The organism is Mucilaginibacter sp. JRF, from assembly GCF_015223065.1.
In the GTDB taxonomy this organism is placed as follows: domain Bacteria; phylum Bacteroidota; class Bacteroidia; order Sphingobacteriales; family Sphingobacteriaceae; genus Mucilaginibacter.
In genome coordinates this window covers 1-18828 of record NZ_JADFBY010000012.1, presented here as the reverse complement: position 1 = coordinate 18828, position 18828 = coordinate 1, and the positions used below count along the sequence as shown (strand labels likewise).

Here is an 18828-nt window from a genome sequence, read left to right as displayed (position 1 = left end):
ATGGAAGAAGAAATATTTGAGAACCGTACCGATCTGCACAAGCTTAACGCCGCTATCGGGCAGATAAAGGAAACGCTGGGCAAAATAATTGTAGGCCAGCACCAAAGCATCGACCTTATTATTGCCGGCATATTAGCCGACGGGCATATACTTATTGAGGGTGTACCCGGCGTTGCCAAAACCCTTACCGCCAAACTGGTAGCTAAGTCAATAAACGCGGCATACTCACGCATACAATTCACGCCCGATCTAATGCCGTCGGACATATTGGGCACGCCCGTATTCAACCCAAAAACATCGGAGTTTGAGTTTAAACATGGCCCTATTTTCGGCAACATCATCCTGATCGATGAAATAAACCGTGCCCCGGCAAAAACGCAATCAGCCTTGTTTGAGGTGATGGAAGAACGCCAGCTAACCATTGATGGCACCGCCTATAAAATGGACGAACCATTTTTGGTGTTAGCCACCCAAAACCCTATTGAGCAGGAAGGCACCTACCGCCTGCCCGAAGCACAGCTTGACCGCTTTTTATTTAAGATAGAGGTTAAATACCCTACCCTTGAGGAAGAAATAACCATTATAAGCCAGCAGCACCAGCACAAGCGAGCCGACCAGGTGAGTGATATACAGCCGGTACTTTCGGCCGAAGAAATTGTGGCTTTGCGCGAGCAGGTTCGTGGTTTTCATGTAGAGCAAAAGATACTGGAGTTTGTTGCCCGCATTGTGTTTGAAACACGCAACAACAAATCGCTTTACCTGGGTGCATCGCCAAGGGCATCGCTGGCTGTTATTAACGCGGCAAAAGCACTGGCTGCCATTAACGGTCGCGATTTTGTAACGCCTGATGATGTAATTTGGGTAGTGCCGCATGTACTCCGCCACCGCATAATGCTTACGCCGGATAAGGAAATGGAAGGCCTGAGCACCGATGATGTTATCGGCCAGATCATCCACAAAATTGAAGTGCCCCGATAATCTATCAGCGTGAAAAAGTTTTTCGGCCTGTTTTATACCAACCTGTTTTTAACCAACCGCCTGTTCGCGGGACTGGCCGTTTGCGCTGTGCTCTATATTTTCAGGTTCCTGTTTAAATGGCTGGGCATAATTCCGGATGTGGTATTGAGCGTATTTTTGCTGCTTATATTGCTTGATATTGTATTGCTTTACCACAAAAGCAAGGGCATTTTTGCCCGTCGCCATGCTCCCGAGCGTTTAAGCAACAGCGATGATAACGAGCTGGGTATTTACATTGAGAGCACTTATCCATTCAGCGTAAAGGCCGGTATTATTGATGAGATACCCGTGCAGTTTCAACGCCGCGATGTATGGTTTGCCACTACCCTTGCGCCACGCAGCCCTAAACGCATTAAGTATACCCTGCGCCCTACCAAGCGCGGCGAGTACACCTTTGGCATGGTTAGGGTGTTTGTACGTTCGCCGCTGGCACTGGTTAGTCGCCGGTTTAACTTTGAGCAGGCCGAAACATTGCCGGTATACCCCTCGTTTTTGCAGATGCGTAAGTATGAGCTGATGGCCATATCAAATCGGCTGAGCGAGTATGGTATCAAAAAGATCCGTCGACTGGGCCATAGCCTGGAGTTTGAGCAGGTAAAAACCTACGTACCCGGCGATGATTACCGCACCATAAACTGGAAAGCCACCGCCCGCCACGGCAACTTTATGGTGAACTCCTTTACCGACGAAAAATCGCAGCATGTGTATTGCGTAATCGATAAATCGCGGACCATGAAGATGCCTTTTAATGGCTTGAGCCTGATGGATTACGCCATCAACGCTACACTCGCCCTATCCAACGTAGCCCTGAAAAAGGAAGATAAAGCCGGATTGATCACCGTAGCCGAAAAAGTTGGCTCGGTAGTAGCCGCCGATCGCAGGCCTATACAGCTTAACCGCATATTAGAGGTTTTGTATAAGGAGAAAACCCGGTACCTCGAAACCAATATGGAGGCGCTGTATACCACCATTCGTGGGGTATTGAAGCAGCGCAGCCTGGTAGTGTTCTTCACTAATTACGAGAGCGTGTTCGCCATGCAACGGCAATTGCCATTTTTAAAACGAATAGCCAAGTTTCACCTGCTGCTGGTAGTATTTTTCGAGAATACCGAACTCACCACCCTAAGCGAAAAACCGGCCGACGATGTTGAGCATATCTACATAAAAACCATCGCCGAAAAATTCGCCAACGACAAAAAACTTATCGTAAAAGAATTGGCTAAGCACGGCATACAATCCATCCTCACCGCGCCCGAGAATTTGACCATTAATACCATTAACAGGTATTTGGAGATCAAGGCAAGGCAGAGGATATAATAACCCCTCCTAACATCGAATTCTATCCCACACAAACACGTCTTTGCGAGGCACGAAGTAATCCCCGAGCGGCTGATCTTGAAGATTGTCCTAAAGAGATTGCTTCGTACCTCCTTTAGATTAGCATAATTAAATTAGTGGATAATTAGATTGAGAAAGAGCAGGGTGCACTAAACGTTCCTCTGAGTTAGAGACTCAACTTGCGATACAGACCCTGCCCTTTTTCATCAGCAAAATACTCAGATAGAAATTCGGGTTGGAGGCCCATTATCAAGGAGTTGAGCAATGTTGATGATCTCAATCATTTAACTTTCATTACAAAATTATGCAAAATCTGACATTTGCAGGTATTGATGTAAGCAATGCTACTTTAGATATCTGTGTAAGCAGCCATAGTGGGCAGCAATCTTTTATCATCGACAATGACGTAAAAAACATTACCAGGTTTTTCGGTAAGTTTAAGCAGGAACTGATTATCTGCATGGAGAATACAGGCCGTTATAATTGGGCGCTGTATGAAGCATTGAAAGACAGCCCGCACCGGGTGTTTGTAGTTTCGCCCCTGCACCTGAAAAAAAGTATGGGTTTGGTCAGGGGTAAGAACGATAAAATAGATGCAGTTAGAATTGCAGCCTTTATCAGCAAGAATTACCGGGACCTACCACAGTGGAAACCGGCCTTGCCTGTCATCCAAAGCTTAAGATCCTGCTGACGGAGCGCAACAGCCGTGTCAGGTCTAAAAGAAGTCTTCTTAAGCAGCAATATGATTATGCAAAGATGAAGCATTTGGGCATAGACAAGTCCCTGTTGACTTTGAATAAACAACAGCTTGCTTTATTAGATAAGCAACTTCTGCTAATCGAAAAAGAGATTGAGGCCCTGATAAAAACGGATGCCGCTATGGAGTATCAGACCGAACTGATTCGCTCAGTACCGGGAGTAGGCAAGGTCCTCTGCTGGATGATGCTGGCCAAAACAGAAAGCTTTACCACGATCAACGAACCTCGTAAAATGGCTTGTTATAGTGGTGTTGTACCTTTCAGTCATCAATCAGGCACTTCCATCAGGGGGAGGGATCGGGTATCTTCATATGCTGATAAGGCACTTAAATCCACGCTGCACCTGGCTGCAATGTCTGCCATAAGGCTGGAAAACGACTTGATGATATACTACAGGAGAAAAGTCGATGAAGGCAAAAATAAAATGAGTGCACTAAATGCTGTCAGAAACAAAATCATCCACCGAATATTTGCTGTAATAAAAAAGCAAATGCCCTATCAAAAACATTTGCTTTCATCATAGAAATCGCAATGACGTGGTTTTATTCTTTCTCAAATCTTGTCATTTCGACGGAGGAGAAATCTGCACGCGTTCATAATCAAGCGACAGATTCCTCTCTATCGTTCGGAATGACAAGTTTATTTTCAATCAAAGCAATAGTCGGCGAAACCCCTCCCCGGCCCTCCCGAGGGAGGGAATTAAGCTTAAAACTATTCCCTCCCTCGGGGAGGTCAGGGAGGGGTTTAATGAACATCTCTCAAAAAATCTCACAAAAAAAAACGCCTCAACAATTACGTTGAGGCGTTTTTATATCGAATTGTATTATACCTTATTTCTTGGTAGTGTCAGCCGGTTTTTGTGCCGCACCTGAACCTGCGCCCGGAAGCGTTGGTGCCGGTGCTGTAGTAGCCGGAGTTGATGGTTTTGAAGCATTATCTATCTGGCGTTGCAGATCGCTGTTACCCGCAGGGCCACCGCTTTTTACTGATACGTTGATAGCTAACGAAAGTACCATCAGGGTAATAGCCAGTATCCAGGTGCCTTTCTCTAAAAAGTCGCCTGTTTTTTGTACGCCCATCAGTTGTGATGAGGCAGAGAAATTTGAAGCTAAGCCACCACCTTTAGGGTTTTGTATCAACACAATAAGCCCTAACAGTATGCACACTATAACGGCTATAACTAATAATAAAATGGTCATTTGTTTATAATCAACTTGTTTTCTTTTCTAAACTCTCTATACGGTCGGCAAAGTAACGGCTTTTTTCCGGGAATTTCAACATTAATTTTCGGTAAATACCTATGGCTTTGTGATAAAGCATCTGGTCGGCATAAATGTTGGCCAGGGTTTCGCTTACCAGTTCGCTGCTATCTTCCGAGCTTCGCTTGGCCTTATTCTCATTATCCAGCTTATCGCTGCTTGGCGGCTTTATCTGCGGTTCTTCCTTTATAAAGCGCTCAATTATCTCGTCGCCCTTGTGTTTAACCTCCGTGGCGGGGTTATCGGCTGTATTTTTATCCAAACTTTCAACTGACGACAGGTGAAAGATGTTTTCGATATACTGCTGTTGCAAGGCATCAGCGGCAGCCATTTTTTCAGCTACTACGGCTTGTTGCTCAGGCGTGTATTTTGAATATGGGCGATAAATGCCTGAGTATTCGCGACGGGTTTTATCCAGCCACCATAAAAAGGTGTAAGGCATCTGCTCGTCGTGATAGCGCGATACATATTTTTTGTCCTCACCGCTAAGCTCAACTTCGGTTTGCTCCTGTGCCGGTTCGGCAGCAGGCTCAGGGGCTGATTCCTCTATCTTACCAAAAGCCTTATCGAACATGAAGTAATCAGTAGCCGCAATGTTGCCAACTATCAGCTTTTCTTCCTCGTAGCTAAATTTAAAGCCCGGTTCTTTTTCGGTTGCTGCTTGGGTGGTAGCGTCAGGTGCATCAGCGGTATCCTCAATCAATTCGCGGGTATCCTCGGCACTGAATGGGTCTTCGTAAGTAAATTGCGTGGCTTCAGGTTGTTGTTCCGGTTGTTTTACGGCGGGGGCAATATCATCAATACCCACTATCTCCTCGTAAACTTCCTCGTCTATTGATTCTGCAACAACACCCTGTTCTTCACCGGTTACGGGCGTAATGGCTATGTCTTCTATCAGGGTTATCTCGTCGAATACTTCGGTAGTTTCTTCAACGGGTTGTTCAGTTGCAATTATCTCCGGTTCGGGTTGCGCTGCTACTATTTCTTCTGCTGGTTCAGTAGGTAGCGTTTCCTCTACAAGAGTGATAACTTCTTCTTCGTGGGTAGGTATCACTTCTTCCGCAATCTCCGCAATCGTTTCCTTTTGCCTTGGGGCGATGGTTTCCTGCTGATGATAAATTTGTTCAGGCGATACCGTAGGTAATGCAGCCGGATCATTTAACAACGTATGCAGCGCACGCGGATCAAAATAGAACGCGGCAACCGGGGCTTCCCTCTCATTAAGGGCCTGCGACAATAATGCCTGCAATATCCCGCTTTGCGGATAGCTTTTTACCAGCTGCTGCAATTCGTTAACATAAGCCTGGCCACCCTGGGCAGGGTTGCTTAGCAAATGCGCTAAAAACTGGTGTTGCTGGTTATTGTTATACTGATCCACGAGGTTGAAACTACGAATTGCTTACCAATTGTTAAAGGCTTTATTGAAAATATCGTCAACCAACTGCCGTACTATGTTCTGTATCAGGGTTTGCTCGCGCGATGAAATATCACCCTGAAAATCCTGATACTTGGTAAACTGCTGCTCAAAGTTAAGCTTCTTATCTGTTTCGGTGACAAATTTTACGTTAACGGTGATGCTTAAACGCGACGCATTGGCAATTGGCGGCGTGTTAGGGTTTGTAGCCTCAACTGATACCGGGGTAATAGTGTAATTTGTTATAGAGCCCGACATGGTAGCATTGGCCGCCGGATCGCGCACTACACTTATGCTTGATTGCGAACGTATGCGGTTTTTAAGCGCTTCGGTAAAATCCTGGCTCAGGTTACTTACCACCAGCGGGGCGTTGTTCTCAAAAAACTCTATATTAATGGTTTTAAGCTCGGGCGGTATGGTAGCGCCGTTAAGCGTAATGCTGCACGATTGCGACAGGAGCATAAGCCCCGTCATCGCTACAAAAAAAATAAGTATTCTTCTCATTTAGCCCTATAAATTTAGCTCTTTGATCTTACGGTACAACGTACGCTCGGATATGCCCAGCTCATTGGCGGCCAGTTTACGTTTACCCTTATGTTTTTTAAGGGCCTTGCGTATCAGGTCTGATTCCTTTTCTATCAGCGATAACGATTCCTCTACCTCCTCAGCATCGTGGGTGATATGGTAATCGTTATTCTTATGATTATGGCTTGGCACCGGCGTATTGATACTGGCATTAACGGGATGATGCAAAGTAAATTGTGCCTCGGTGCTTTGCGGTAATTCAATATCGCGATAAAGCTGATTAATGGCTTGCGAATGATCGTCGTAATTAGCAGGCACACCGCCATGTTCAATAATATTGGCCACCAGTTTTTTCAGCTCCACCATATCGCGCTTCATATCAAAAAGCACTTTATATAGTATGTCGCGCTCCGAAAAATCTTCTTTAGGCTGATTATCCAAACGCATTGGCAAATTGCTGCGGCTTGTTTCGTGCGGAATGTAGGTGAGCAGCGTTTGCGCGGTAATAATGCGGTCGCGCTCCAAAACGGCCAATTGCTCGGCCATGTTTTTTAGCTGCCTAACGTTACCCGGCCACGAGTAATTGATCAGTACCTGCTGTGCCTCATCATCAAGCTGAATGGGCGGGGTGCGGTACTTGTCAGTAAAATCTGATGTAAACTTGCGGAAAAGCAGGTAAACATCCTCTTTACGATCGCGCAGTGGTGGTATACGCAGAGGCACGGTGTTTAAACGATAGTACAGGTCTTCCCTGAACTTACCCGCCTTAACAGCATCATACACATCAACATTGGTAGCGGCAATAACACGTACATTGGTTTTTTCAACCTTTGATGAACCTACCTTGATAAACTGGCCCGATTCAAGCACACGCAGTAAACGCGCCTGTGTACCCAAAGGCATTTCGGCTATTTCATCTAAAAAGATGGTACCGCCGTTAACGGTTTCAAAGTAACCTTTACGCTCGCCTACGGCACCGGTATATGCTCCCTTTTCGTGACCGAAAAGTTCGGAATCAATAGTGCCCTCGGGTATGGCGCCGCAGTTAACGGCTATAAAAGGCCCATGCTTACGCGGACTAATTTGATGTATTATATGCGAAAAAACCTCTTTACCACTACCGCTTTCGCCGGTAATTAATACCGAAATATCAGTAGGGGCAACCTGGTTGGCAATATTTATAGCCCTGTTAAGCAACGGCGAATTGCCGATGATACCAAAGCGTTGTTTAATTTCTTGTATATCCATGAGCCCCCTAACCCCCTAAAGGGGGAATAAATTTATAATTTAAGTTTAATTATCCCTATACGTGCAGCCGTAACTCCCCTTTAGGGGGTTTGGGGGATAACCACTTTTCCGATTAACGTAGCCGTAGTGGTTCTTTCAACCATTACGTTGGCGTATTGGCCGGGTTTGTAGTCAGGGTGTACCGGGAAAACTACCATGGCGTTTTGGTCGTTACGACCGCAATAGTCCTGGTCTGATTTTTTTGAGAAACCTTCGATCAGTACACGCTGTACCTTGCCCAATTGCTCCTGCAATTTGGCGTATGATGATTGCTGCTGCCTGGCCACTACCTCTTTTAAGCGACGGCTTTTTACCGCCTCCGGAATATCATCGGCATAACGCTTGGCGGCAAGAGTGCCCGGCCTTTCAGAGTACATAAACATGTAGGCAAAATCGTACTGCACAAAATCCATCATGCTTAAAGTATCGGCATGTTCTTCCTCGGTTTCGGTACAAAAGCCGGTAATTACGTCGGTTGATATGCCACAACCCGGAATGATACGGCGGATGGCATTCACCCTGTCCATATACCACTCACGGTCGTAAGTACGGTTCATCAGCTCAAGCACACGGCTATTGCCCGATTGTACCGGCAGGTGTATGTATTTGCAAATATTATCGTACTTAGCCATGGTGTACAGCACCTCGTCGGTAATATCCTTCGGGTGCGATGTTGAGAAACGAACACGCAACTCAGGGCTTACCAGGGCAACCATCTCTAAAAGGTTGGCGAAGTTTACTACTACCCCTCCTAAATCCTCCCCGGGGGGGAGGACTTTGCTATCACCTCCATCCACAGGATATTGTGGGGGTGTGGTCGCGCTCCATTTGTACGAGTCTACATTCTGGCCCAGCAGGGTTACCTCGCGGTAGCCTTTGTTGAACAGATCGGTACACTCGGCAACTATGGAGTGCGCATCACGGCTGCGCTCGCGGCCGCGGGTAAACGGTACCACGCAGAATGAACACATATTATCGCACCCGCGCATTATGGATACAAAGGCGTTTATGCCGTTGCTATTCAAGCGTACAGGGCTTATATCAGCATAAGTTTCCTCGCGAGATAGTAGTACGTTAACTGCTTTTTGGCCACCGTCAACTTTATCTATCAGGTTGGGCAGGTCGCGATAGGCATCAGGGCCCACAACAACGTCAACCAGTTTTTCTTCTTCCAAAAATTTTGATTTCAGGCGCTCGGCCATACAGCCCAGCACGCCTACCACCATATCCGGATTTTTTACCTTGGCAATGGTAAATTCCTTTAAACGGTTACGTACGCGCTGCTCGGCATTTTCACGTATCGAGCAGGTGTTGATGAAAATCACATCGGCATTATTATAGTCTTTGGTGGTTTCAAAACCCTGTTCGGCTAAAATGGAAGCAACGATCTCGCTGTCCGAAAAATTCATGGCGCAGCCATAACTTTCAATATATAGCTTACGGCCATTGTTTTTGCCCGTAGGTTCCAAAATCAAAGCTTCGCCCTGCCTGCTCTCGTCGTGTGTCTTATCCGGAATTACCAAATCTATCATGCTTAAATTCTTGTGGCTGCAAAAATACACAATCTTTTAAATATTGGGTGACAGTTTGTCAGCCAATTAACAAAATAGGCTTTTTGTTGTTATGCTGATGGATTAGCACTACATTGAGGCAATAAACCCCGTAACCTAAATAACCCCTGACTATATTAATGGCAGCAAAATTTTTAAAGCATAAATGGCAAAGAATAACAGCATATACGTTGCTGGTTATTGCTGTTTTAGTAGTTGGTGGTGCCCTTATACTTAATCATTACCTTAAGCCCATGTTGCAGGATAAGCTGCGCAGCAGTATACGTGAAAGCAGCGACAGCCTCTACATTGCCGATTTTACCGAGGCCGAAGTGCACTTACTGCGTGGCCAAATAATTATTGATAACGCCACCCTTAAGGTTGATACCGCTGTTTATCACGCTAAAAAGAAAGCAGGCGGGGCGCCCAACAACCTGTATAGTCTTAAGGTAAAACAGATAACGCTCACCGGGGTAAAGGCGCTTAAATTTTATTTCAGCAAAAAGATAGATGTTGGCCGGGTGGTGTTGATTGAGCCGGAGATAGATATGAGCTACGAGGCCAACAGCACCGAAGATAAACCCAATAAGGATAATCGTACCGTATGGCAACGCATATCAAAAAGCCTGCGCAGCATTCGGGTTGGTGAGATAGTGTTGGACGGATTAAAATTCAGGCATATTGATTACGCGCACAAGCGGCCTCTGCTTACCGAAATTACACAGGTAAACCTCCACGCGTCCGACTTGTTTATTGATTCGACCACACAAAACGATACCTCGCGTTTTTTTTATTGCCAGGATGTTACCACCGAGATAAAGAACTACAGCGGCAAAACACCCGATGCTTTATATCTGTACGATATTGAAAGCATCAAACTATCAACCCGTAGCAAGCAGCTTTGCGTGCAGGGCATAAAGCTGAAGCCTTTTAACAACCTGTTATTCTTTAACAAAACCAGTAGCGACCGCTTTAACGTATCGCTTGATTCATTGCAGCTTAACCGGTTCGATTTTATGACCTTTTACAAGTACCGCACTTTTACGGTTGAGGGTTTAAAACTGATCAATGGTACCATCAATATTTACAAAGCGCCTAACAAACCGAGCACTCCCGCAAAGGAAAGCGTAGGTTCATTTCCGCATATGGCTTTACGTAAGCTCGATTTTGGTTTACGGGTTGATACTATCACCCTCAAAAAAATAAACCTGGTATATACCGAATACAATAAAAAATCGAATAAAACAGGCACGCTAACCTTTAGCAATACCAGCGGCAGGATACTTAATGCAACCAATAACAAAAGGGCGTTGCAAAAAAACAACATCTGTAGTATCAATCTCACCAGCTATTTTATGGATCGCGGCAAGCTGAATGTCGGGTTCAAGCTTAACCTTACCGACCCTGATGCCGCCTTTAGTTATCAAGGCAGTTTAGGGCCGATGGATCTGTCGCGCATTAACCGGGGCATCGCGCCAATATCAATGGTGAAGGTAACATCGGGCAATTTAAAACGGCTCGATTTTAATATTGATGCCAACCGCTACCGTGCCAAAGGCAAGGTTACCATGCTGTATAATGACCTTAAGATAGGCATACTCAAACTAGATGAGGACGATGGTAAGCTCAAGAAAAAAGGCCTCATGTCCATCCTCGCCAATCACCTGGTTATCGAGCGCAATAACCCCGACGAACCTGGCAAAGCGCCACGCTCGGCCAATATCAACTTTATCAGGCCGGTTAACTATGCCTTTTTTAAACTGGTATGGAAGACCCTGTTCTCGGGCATAAAGGAATGCGCCGGGGTTAGCGATATGGACGAGAAAAAAGCCAACTCCAAACTCAGCGAAAGCGACCTGGAGAAGCAGAAAAAAGCTAAGGAGAAAAAGAAGAAAGATTAGCTGCTGCTCCCGTTTGATAGTTCATCAGGCGGATGAAACTCTCCCTCGCTCTTAGCTATTACCACCGTAGCTATGCCATTGCCGATGAGGTTGGTAATAGCCCGCGCTTCGGACATGAAACGATCGACGCCCAACAACAGCGCCACGCTTTCAACCGGAATAACCTTTATGGCCGCCAGTGTTGAGGTAAGCACAATAAAGCCGCCGCCGGTTACTGCCGCCGCGCCCTTTGAGGTTACCATCAGTATACCGATAATGGTTAGTTGCTGCTCAATAGATAACGGAATGTTAAATACCTGCGCTAAAAATATAGTAGCCATGCTCAGGTATATGGTTGTGCCATCCAAATTAAAGGAATAACCGGTAGGTATAACCAACCCGACAACCGACCGCGAGCAACCAAATTTCTCCATCTTCTCCATCATGCTGGGCAAGGCCGATTCGGACGATGAAGTACCCAGCACCACCAATATCTCCTGCCTGATGTGTTTAAGGTATTGCCACAGGCTGAACTTGTACAGGCGGCAAATAATATTCAGCACCACAAAAATGAATATGATCATGGTTAGGTATACCGAGCCCATCAGCTTGGCCATAGGCAGCAACGCCTTGGTGCCGTAAGTACCCACGGTATAAGCCACGCCACCAAAAGCACCAATGGGTGCCAGCGCCATCACTACCTTCATGATGTTGAAGAATACCTTGCTCAATTTATCAAGCGTGCCAAGCAGTGATTTACCGGCATCGCCCATTTTGCTGAGGCCGTAGCCAAACAATATGGCAAAGAACAGTATTTGCAAAATATCGCCACGGGTAAAGGCGTCAAAAACATTATGGGGCACTATGTGCAAAAAGAACTCCGTCCAGTTCATATCATGCGCGGCCTTTTGGTATTCGGCAACCTTTGAGGCATCCACGCTTCTGTTTACATCAATGCCCTTACCCGGTTTTAGCAGGTTGGCCACCAGCAAGCCTATCATCAGGGCAAAGGTGGTCACTATCTCAAAATACAATAAGGCCTTGCCGCCTACGCGGCCTACCTTTTTCATATCGCCCATGTTGGCAATGCCCAAAACAATGGTGAAGAATATTATAGGCGCTATCAGCATCGTGATCAGGTTGATGAATATCTTGCTGATCATTTGCGCGGTAGGCGCGAAATCCTTGAAATAGTAGCCCACTATCACCCCTAAAATAATGGCGACAATAACACGAAACGTAAGATTACTAAGCAGGTTCTTCATGGGGTAACAAGTATACGGTTTTTATTTATGCCGATGTAAAAGCCCTTAAAACCAAAAAGGCCCGCTATGCGCGGGCCTTAATTATGAGTGTAATTTAAAAAGGGAATTAGTTGCCGCCGTTCATGCCGCCGCCCATGCCACCGCCCTGGTCGCCGCTTTTTACGTCGTCGTTATTTACACCTTTTTTCTTTTGCTGCGGATTGCTGAAGCTCATTTTACCGAAGCTGTAGCTAAACGTTACACCAAACGATTGGAACGGTATACGTGTACGTACGCTTTGTGTAAAGCCCGGGCTTGATATGCTTTGGTTGAATGATTTATCGACAGCGAAAGGCTGAATGGTGTTGAACCCAATTGAAGCCTTTTTATCCATAAATTGCTTTTTGATACCGAACGCGTAGATACCGAATGCAGGGCTTGTACCCTGTATAGTACGGCGCGCCGAATTGTTGAAAGCGAATGCCTCGAATATAAAGTTCTTAGGCAGGTTTAAGGTAGCGCTACCAAATACGGTGGTCATCAGCCTGGTTTTTAACGCATCAGGATTGATGAAATCAACATAAGCCGAGTAAACGCTTGGGTTATAAGTAAACACGTTGATGTTAGCACGGATGGTTAATGGCTTGATAGGATTTATCGAACCAAAGAAACTACCACCTAACGAATTGTTTTCGGCAACGTTGTTTTGTACGGTACGGTTAATTATTACATCACCATCCTGAACCGGGCTGGCAATACCCTCAATAAGGTTGCTGGTGTTTTTGTAGTAAACCGAGAAGTTCAATACCGATGTTTTAACAAAAGCGTTGTAGTTCAACTCCACTGTTTGCGAAACTTCCGGCGCAAGGTTAGGGTTACCTACGCTTTGGCTTTGTTGGTTGCTACGGTTAATGAATGGGTTTAACACCTGCAAGCTTGGGCGCTGTATACGTTTGCTGTATGATAATTTAAGCGTATTAGCGCCAAATACCTTTTGCACCGTTAAGCTTGGTATAAAAGTATTGTAGCTTGCCTTAAATGGCTCAAGCGTTTGCGAGTTACTGCCATCAGCGTAAGGCGCTTCAGGGTCGCCGGTAATGCGTGTATTCTCTAAACGTGAGCCTACCAATATCGCATAGCTTTTAGGCAGGGTAATGGTTAACACACCATAACCTGCGTATACGTTCTGTGTATAATCGTACAGGTTTGAGTTTTCGGTATCCAGTATCGGGTTGCTACCGTCAGGGTTTACGGTGAAAATATCGTAATTACTATTAATACGTCTTTGTATGGTTTTACCACCGGCTTCCAGTTTTAACACTTTATTTATCGGCAAGGTATAATCTACCTGACCGGTGTACTCGTTGTTTTTACCGTTGTTATTAGCCAGCTGACTATTGTACTGAGCCGAGAACAAGTTGGTATAATCAGTTTTAATGATGCTGTGGCTCCACTGGCCTGATACTACTATCTCGTGGCCTTGCTTTTTGAATTTGTGCGTGTAATCAATATTCCAGTCAAAGCCCCTGAATTTATTGTGCGATATGGTACGGCCGGTGTAGCTAAGGTTTTGGGTTGGGTCATTAAAATCCTCAAAACGGTAATCGCCACCACCATCGGCATTAAAACCACCATCGTTTAAGGCAAGGGTACTGTTAATGCTGTTAAAGCCATTAAACTCGTAACCTGCGGTTAACGATCCGCGGATACCATGACGTTTTATCTCATTATGAGAGCTATTGGTATTAACCTGATTGATACCGTCTGATGTCAGACTCTGATTAAAGTCGGTATACGAGGTTTGCGGCCAGCTGGCGTTACCACCAATGTTGGCGCCAAAATTAAAGCGGTTTTTATTGTAGTTAAAGTTAAGGTTACCGTTGTTTTGACGGGTACCTACACCACCGCTCACGCTACCGCTAACGCCTGATGCATTTTTGGTTTTGGTTACGATGTTGATGATACCGCCCGAACCTTCCGCGTCGTATTTTGCAGATGGCGAGGTGATCACCTCCACGTTCTTGATCTGGTCGGCGGGGATGGTTTTCAACACATCGCTCAAACTGGCAGATGTTGCGCCCGATGGTTTGCCATTAATAAGTACGCGCACATTCTGGTCGCCACGTACGGCAACGTTACCATTCATGTCTACCGATACCAGCGGCACTTTCTGCAATACATCAGTAGCGTTGCCACCGGCCGAGGTAAGGTCTTTTTCGGCATTGTAAACAATTTTATCAATGCGGTTTTCAACCAACGAGGCCTGGCCGGTTACGGTTACCTCGCTCAGCGTTTTGGCGCTTGGCGCAACCACTACCTGGCCCATATTAGCATCGGGTTTTGACAGTGTTGTTGTTATAGGGTCAATAAATTTAGTAGGATAACCAATGTATGATACCCCTATTTTATAGCTGCCGGCCTTAATGCCGTCAAACTTAAAGTTGCCCTTGTCGTCGGTTAACACACCGTTCATGGGTGCGCTGCCGCCGCTGCGGTAAATGCTCACGGTAGCATAGTCGAGCGGTTTTTTGCTTATCGAGTCGATCACCGTGCCCGATATACGGCCAACAATGCTCGAACCACCGCCACCGCCTATGCCGCCTATCTGCGCCTTTGCCGCAATAACAGTGCATAGTAAGATCAGGATTATGTAAATACGTTTCATGGTGTTGTTTGTCAATTTTTGGATTATGAGGCGAAATTGTTTAAAATGTTACAGCGTTTTTTAAACAAATTGTAATAAATACACCATGTCATTAATTCGTTACAAGAATATCGTGTAAACGCACTTTATGTGTTTGCCCATGTTGTTTTTAATGATGATGAATCATAATTACTGTCAGCATAAATTAACTGACATGATGACATTGGCGGCTTTAATAAATTGTTAACTAAAAATGGCCACCTAACGTTTTGCTGACAATACAACAGTTTTAATTATGCCAAACAATGCCGTGCGGGTGCTTGGCACAATTGATGTGAATGAGGATGCAAGCAATAACTTTTATTAAGTTTAACTGTTAAATCTATAAAATCAAATTAAGCATAGTTATGTCATTAAACATTAAACCTATTGGTGACAGGGTTGTAGTTGAAGCTGCACCGGCCGAAGAAAAAACCGCTTCAGGCATCATCATCCCTGACACTGCTAAAGAAAAACCACAACGCGGTACTGTAGTAGCTGTAGGCGAAGGTAAAAAAGACGAGCCTTTAACCGTTAAAACCGGCGATCAGGTATTGTACGGTAAATATGCCGGTACTGAAATTACCTACGAAGGCAAAGAGTATTTAATTATGCGCGAATCTGATATATACGCGGTACTGTAATCAATTACTGAATTATTGAAGGTTGAATTATTGATTTCTTCCTTCAAATCAAAGAATATAATTACTGAGTGTTGAATTTTAAAAAATCAATAATTCAATAACCCATTAATTCAAACATTTAAAAAATTACTGAGCAACGAATCAATAATTCAATAACTCACTAATTCTATCACTAAAAATAACATGGCAAAACAAGTTAAATACAATGTTGAAGCACGCGACGCTTTAAAGCGCGGTGTTGATATTTTAGCCAACGCGGTTAAAGTAACCCTGGGCCCTAAAGGTCGTAACGTAATTATTGATAAAAAATTCGGTTCACCTGCAATCACCAAAGATGGTGTTACTGTAGCTAAAGAGATCGAACTGAAAGACGCTTTAGAAAACATGGGCGCTCAAATGGTAAAAGAAGTTGCCTCAAAAACTGCTGATATTGCAGGTGATGGTACCACTACCGCTACCGTTTTAGCCCAGGCTATTGTTACTGCCGGTATAAAAAACGTAGCTGCCGGTGCTAACCCAATGGATTTAAAACGCGGTATTGACAAAGCGGTTGCTACCGTTGTTGAAAACCTAAAAACTCAATCGCAAACCGTTGGTGAGGATAACAACAAGATAAAACAAGTTGCATCTATCTCTGCTAACAATGATGAGGTAATCGGTTCACTGATTGCTGAAGCTATGGCTAAAGTAGGTAAAGATGGTGTTATTACTGTTGAAGAAGCAAAAGGCACCGAAACCGAAGTTAAAACTGTTGAAGGTATGCAGTTTGACCGTGGTTACCTTTCTCCATACTTTGTAACCAATGCTGATAAAATGGAAGTAGAACTGGATAACCCATACATCCTGATCTACGACAAAAAAATATCATCAATGAAAGAGTTGCTGCCGGTGCTTGAAAAACAAGTACAAACAGGCAAGCCGCTTTTAATTATTTCTGAAGATCTGGACGGCGAAGCATTAGCTACCCTGGTAGTTAACAAAATTCGTGGTTCGCTGAAAGTTGCTGCTGTTAAGGCACCTGGCTTTGGCGATCGCCGTAAAGCAATGCTGGAGGATATCGCTATCCTTACAGGCGGTACTGTAATTTCAGAAGAAAGAGGTTTCAAATTAGAGAATGCCGACCTTTCTTACCTGGGTACTGCTGAAAAAATTGTTGTTGATAAAGATAACACAACCATTATTAATGGTGCAGGTGCTGCCGATGATATCAAAGCCCGCGTAAGCCAGATCAAATCTCAGATTGAAACTACTACATCTGATTACGATAAAGAAAAACTGCAAGAGCGTTTAGCTAAACTTTCAGGCGGTGTGGCTGTACTTTATGTAGGTGCCGCTACCGAGGTTGAAATGAAAGAGAAAAAAGACCGTGTTGACGATGCTTTACACGCAACCCGTGCCGCTGTTGAAGAAGGTATTGTTGCCGGTGGTGGCGTTGCTTTCATCCGTTCGGTTGCAGCTTTGGCAGACCTTAAAGGCGTTAACGAAGATGAGAATACAGGTATCCAGATCATTCGTCGCGCTATCGAGGAGCCTCTGCGTCAGATCTGCGAGAACGCGGGTATCGAAGGCTCAATCGTAGTGCAAAAAGTTAAAGAAGGTACAGCTGATTTTGGTTACAATGCACGTACCAATACTTACGAAAACTTAATTGGTGCCGGTGTAATCGACCCAACTAAAGTAGGCCGTGTAGCTTTAGAGAACGCTGCATCAATCGCCGCGATGCTGTTAACCACCGAGTGTGTGTTAGCTGATGATCCGGAAGATGAAAAAGGCGGTGCCGGTATGCCTCCAATGGGTGGCGGCGGCATGGGCGGCATGATGTAATAGCACATCATTCGTACCCTCCATAGTTGAGGGGATCGCTATATAGAAGAAACCCTGTACGCAATTGCATACAGGGTTTTATTTTTTACTGACCTTTTTACTGTATGCTCTGTCAGTAGCGATATTAGGTTAAATACACGCGTTTGTTATTAAATGTTAAATAATACATGGCATTGTAATTATTGGGTCGGTTTTTACGTAAGTATCAGTAGCAAAGCCGTTGAGGCATGGCATTTGATAATAGCAGCGTATGAAACAGTTAACCCGGAAACGGAAGCATATACAAACCCGCATATTTGAATGGGTTATCCTTAAGTCGCCAGAATTTTTGGTGTCCCTTCTCTGATTTTTCTTAATTTCGGGGCTTCTGATTAATTTATGAAGCTCAATCAATTTTACGATACCGCTTACGCGTGGCTACTTACCCACGGCCCCAATATAGTTTTTGGCTTAATAGTATTAATACTTGGCCTATGGTTCATCAGGTTGCTAAAAACACGCATCCGTACCAAAATGAGTACCCGTGAGGTACACTCATCATTACAACCCTTTTTACTTAGCCTGAGCATTACCGCACTTAACGTATTGCTGGTATTACTGGTAATGACATTGATGGGTATTGATGCTGCCATATTTACCACACTGGTAGGTGCCTTTGGTGTAGCGGCAGGTTTAGCCCTTTCGGGTACCTTGCAAAACTTTGCCGGCGGGGTGCTTATCCTCCTGTTAAAACCCTTTGAACTTAACGACAATATTATAGCCCAGGGGCAGGATGGTAAGGTAACCTCAATACAAATATTTTATACCGTGCTGCTTACTGCCGATAACAAAACTATCATCATCCCCAACGGTAAGCTGTTTAACGAGGTGATAGTAAACGTTACCCGCTCGGGCAGCCGCAGGCTCGATTTTGAGATAGAGCTAACCTACGCCGCCAACTCCGAAAAGGTGATAGCCATCATTAACGATGCCATACAGAACGTACACGGCGTAGTTAAAAACAAACCCGTAAAGGTAGGCCTTATCCGCCTTAACTTTGATCGTGCTACCTACGTGGTACACGTATGGGTAGTACCTGCCGAATTCCTGAATGTAAAAATTGCCCTGCAAGAACGATTGATCAGCCGCCTCAACCAGGATGGTGTTAAATTCCCGGGGACGTAATTAGTTTCATTAGATCTTGTCATTTCGAACGAGGTACGAGGAGAAATCTGCCTGCGTTATATTGCATAGCGATAGAGTTCTCGTCATACAACCCCTCCTAAATCCTCCCCGAGGGGGAGGACTTTAAAAAGATTTTGTCATTTCGAACAAGGTACGAGGAGAAAGCCTTCGCTTGATTATGAACGCATGCAGATTTCTCGCTATCGCTCGAAATGACAGGGAGCCTAATATAAAAAACTAG

The 18828-nt window shown here is 44.9% G+C and carries 15 protein-coding genes; 8 read left to right on the top strand and 7 right to left on the bottom strand.

Going from position 1 to position 18828, the window contains the following annotated elements; translation table 11 throughout:
* From IM792_RS19805 to IM792_RS21485, 4 genes are all read left to right on the top strand, one after another.
* Positions 1 to 978, top strand: a complete 978-nt coding sequence (locus tag IM792_RS19805; RefSeq protein ID WP_194103650.1) for a MoxR family ATPase — start codon at positions 1 to 3, stop codon at positions 976 to 978.
* A 9-nt stretch (positions 979 to 987) separates the two neighbouring features.
* Positions 988 to 2334, top strand: a complete 1347-nt coding sequence (locus IM792_RS19800) for a DUF58 domain-containing protein (RefSeq protein WP_194103649.1) — start codon at positions 988 to 990, stop codon at positions 2332 to 2334.
* A 325-nt stretch (positions 2335 to 2659) separates the two neighbouring features.
* Positions 2660 to 3046, top strand: coding sequence for a transposase (locus tag IM792_RS19795; RefSeq protein WP_194103648.1), 387 nt, complete (start codon positions 2660 to 2662; stop codon positions 3044 to 3046).
* Entirely contained in the window at positions 3001 to 3636 is a 636-nt protein-coding gene (locus IM792_RS21485; RefSeq protein WP_194103647.1) for a transposase, read from the top strand. The genes IM792_RS19795 and IM792_RS21485 overlap by 46 nt, the downstream gene beginning before the upstream one ends.
* A 307-nt stretch (positions 3637 to 3943) precedes the next feature.
* Here IM792_RS21485 and secG read toward each other — a convergent pair whose 3' ends face one another.
* The 5 genes from secG to IM792_RS19765 form a co-directional block, all read right to left on the bottom strand.
* Complete coding sequence (gene secG / locus IM792_RS19785; protein WP_194103646.1) at positions 3944 to 4312, bottom strand: preprotein translocase subunit SecG; 369 nt, start codon at positions 4310 to 4312, stop codon at positions 3944 to 3946.
* Between the two features lie 10 nt (positions 4313 to 4322).
* Positions 4323 to 5750 carry a hypothetical protein gene (locus IM792_RS19780; protein WP_194103645.1) on the bottom strand — a complete coding sequence of 476 codons (1428 nt, stop codon included), beginning with the start codon at positions 5748 to 5750 and terminating at the stop codon, positions 4323 to 4325.
* A 21-nt stretch (positions 5751 to 5771) separates the two neighbouring features.
* Positions 5772 to 6290, bottom strand: a complete 519-nt coding sequence (locus tag IM792_RS19775) for an LptE family protein (protein WP_194103644.1) — start codon at positions 6288 to 6290, stop codon at positions 5772 to 5774.
* Positions 6291 to 6296: 6 nt separating this feature from the next.
* The gene (locus tag IM792_RS19770; RefSeq protein ID WP_194103643.1) at positions 6297 to 7559 is read right to left on the bottom strand and encodes a sigma-54 dependent transcriptional regulator; all 1263 of its coding nucleotides are present in this window, start codon (positions 7557 to 7559) and stop codon (positions 6297 to 6299) included.
* 80 nt (positions 7560 to 7639) lie between these two features.
* Positions 7640 to 9130: a MiaB/RimO family radical SAM methylthiotransferase gene (locus tag IM792_RS19765; protein WP_194103642.1), complete on the bottom strand. Its 1491-nt coding sequence runs from the start codon at positions 9128 to 9130 to the stop codon at positions 7640 to 7642.
* A 158-nt stretch (positions 9131 to 9288) separates the two neighbouring features.
* Between IM792_RS19765 and IM792_RS19760 the strand changes: the two genes are divergently transcribed.
* Positions 9289 to 11049, top strand: a complete 1761-nt coding sequence (locus IM792_RS19760; protein ID WP_194103641.1) for a hypothetical protein — start codon at positions 9289 to 9291, stop codon at positions 11047 to 11049.
* On the opposite strand, the gene dctA is transcribed toward IM792_RS19760, so the two are convergent.
* On the bottom strand, positions 11046 to 12293 hold the full coding sequence (gene dctA / locus IM792_RS19755; protein ID WP_194103640.1) for a C4-dicarboxylate transporter DctA: 1248 nt from the start codon (positions 12291 to 12293) through the stop codon (positions 11046 to 11048). The genes IM792_RS19760 and dctA overlap by 4 nt on opposite strands.
* 106 nt (positions 12294 to 12399) lie before the next feature.
* On the bottom strand, positions 12400 to 14937 hold the full coding sequence (locus tag IM792_RS19750) for a TonB-dependent receptor (protein WP_194103639.1): 2538 nt from the start codon (positions 14935 to 14937) through the stop codon (positions 12400 to 12402).
* 386 nt (positions 14938 to 15323) lie between these two features.
* Here IM792_RS19750 and groES point away from each other — a divergent pair, with 386 nt between their 5' ends.
* The 3 genes from groES (at position 15324) to IM792_RS19735 (ending at position 18587) form a co-directional block, all read left to right on the top strand.
* Positions 15324 to 15599, top strand: a complete 276-nt coding sequence (gene groES / locus IM792_RS19745; RefSeq protein WP_114006302.1) for a co-chaperone GroES — start codon at positions 15324 to 15326, stop codon at positions 15597 to 15599.
* Between the two features lie 183 nt (positions 15600 to 15782).
* On the top strand, positions 15783 to 17423 hold the full coding sequence (gene groL, locus IM792_RS19740; protein ID WP_194103638.1) for a chaperonin GroEL: 1641 nt from the start codon (positions 15783 to 15785) through the stop codon (positions 17421 to 17423).
* Positions 17424 to 17801: 378 nt separating this feature from the next.
* On the top strand, positions 17802 to 18587 hold the full coding sequence (locus tag IM792_RS19735; RefSeq protein WP_194103637.1) for a mechanosensitive ion channel domain-containing protein: 786 nt from the start codon (positions 17802 to 17804) through the stop codon (positions 18585 to 18587).
* Positions 18588 to 18828: the final 241 nt, after the last annotated feature.

Coding starts and splice junctions, on each gene's coding strand:
- IM792_RS19770 (WP_194103643.1), bottom strand. CDS start 7,559: ATGGATATACAAGAAATTAAACAACGCTTTGGTATCATCGGCAATTCG.
- IM792_RS19735 (WP_194103637.1), top strand. CDS start 17,802: ATGAAGCTCAATCAATTTTACGATACCGCTTACGCGTGGCTACTTACC.
- dctA (WP_194103640.1), bottom strand. CDS start 12,293: ATGAAGAACCTGCTTAGTAATCTTACGTTTCGTGTTATTGTCGCCATT.
- IM792_RS19765 (WP_194103642.1), bottom strand. CDS start 9,130: ATGATAGATTTGGTAATTCCGGATAAGACACACGACGAGAGCAGGCAG.
- IM792_RS19775 (WP_194103644.1), bottom strand. CDS start 6,290: ATGAGAAGAATACTTATTTTTTTTGTAGCGATGACGGGGCTTATGCTC.
- IM792_RS19750 (WP_194103639.1), bottom strand. CDS start 14,937: ATGAAACGTATTTACATAATCCTGATCTTACTATGCACTGTTATTGCG.
- IM792_RS19795 (WP_194103648.1), top strand. CDS start 2,660: ATGCAAAATCTGACATTTGCAGGTATTGATGTAAGCAATGCTACTTTA.
- secG (WP_194103646.1), bottom strand. CDS start 4,312: ATGACCATTTTATTATTAGTTATAGCCGTTATAGTGTGCATACTGTTA.
- groES (WP_114006302.1), top strand. CDS start 15,324: ATGTCATTAAACATTAAACCTATTGGTGACAGGGTTGTAGTTGAAGCT.
- IM792_RS19760 (WP_194103641.1), top strand. CDS start 9,289: ATGGCAGCAAAATTTTTAAAGCATAAATGGCAAAGAATAACAGCATAT.
- IM792_RS19805 (WP_194103650.1), top strand. CDS start 1: ATGGAAGAAGAAATATTTGAGAACCGTACCGATCTGCACAAGCTTAAC.
- groL (WP_194103638.1), top strand. CDS start 15,783: ATGGCAAAACAAGTTAAATACAATGTTGAAGCACGCGACGCTTTAAAG.